Origin of the sequence: Streptococcus oralis, from assembly GCF_001578705.1 — a bacterium.
GTDB lineage: Bacteria > Bacillota > Bacilli > Lactobacillales > Streptococcaceae > Streptococcus > Streptococcus oralis_J.
The window spans coordinates 1-472 of record NZ_KQ969040.1; the positions used below are offsets into that span (position 1 = coordinate 1).

The window sequence follows — 472 nt, forward strand, 5'->3', positions numbered from 1 at the left end:
TTACAGATGCTGAAGTTGATTGACTTGCAGATACTGATGCTGAAGCTGATTGACTTGCACTTACAGATGCTGAAGCTGATTGGCTAGCTGATACAGATGCTGAAGTTGATTGGCTTGCAGATACTGATGCTGAAGCTGATTGACTTGCAGATACTGATGCTGAAGCTGATTGACTTGCACTTACAGATGCTGAAGCTGATTGACTAGCTGATACAGATGCTGAAGTTGATTGACTTGCAGATACTGATGCTGAAGCTGATTGGCTTGCAGATACTGATGCTGAAGCGGATTGGCTTGCACTGATGCTTGCTGATACAGATGCTGAAGCACTTTGGCTTGCACTTACTGATGCTGAAGCGCTTTGGCTTGCGCTTACTGATGCGCTAGTTGATTGACTTGCAGATATTGATGCTGAAGCTGATTGACTTGCAGATACTGATGCGCTTGCTGATTCGCTTGAGCTTACTGATGC

General features: G+C 44.9%; 1 protein-coding gene. It reads right to left on the reverse strand.

Annotation, left to right across the window (positions count from 1 at the left end):
* Window positions 1-472 (reverse strand): hypothetical protein (locus SORDD05_RS10305; protein ID WP_231077334.1); only part of this gene is annotated, 472 nt, incomplete at both ends.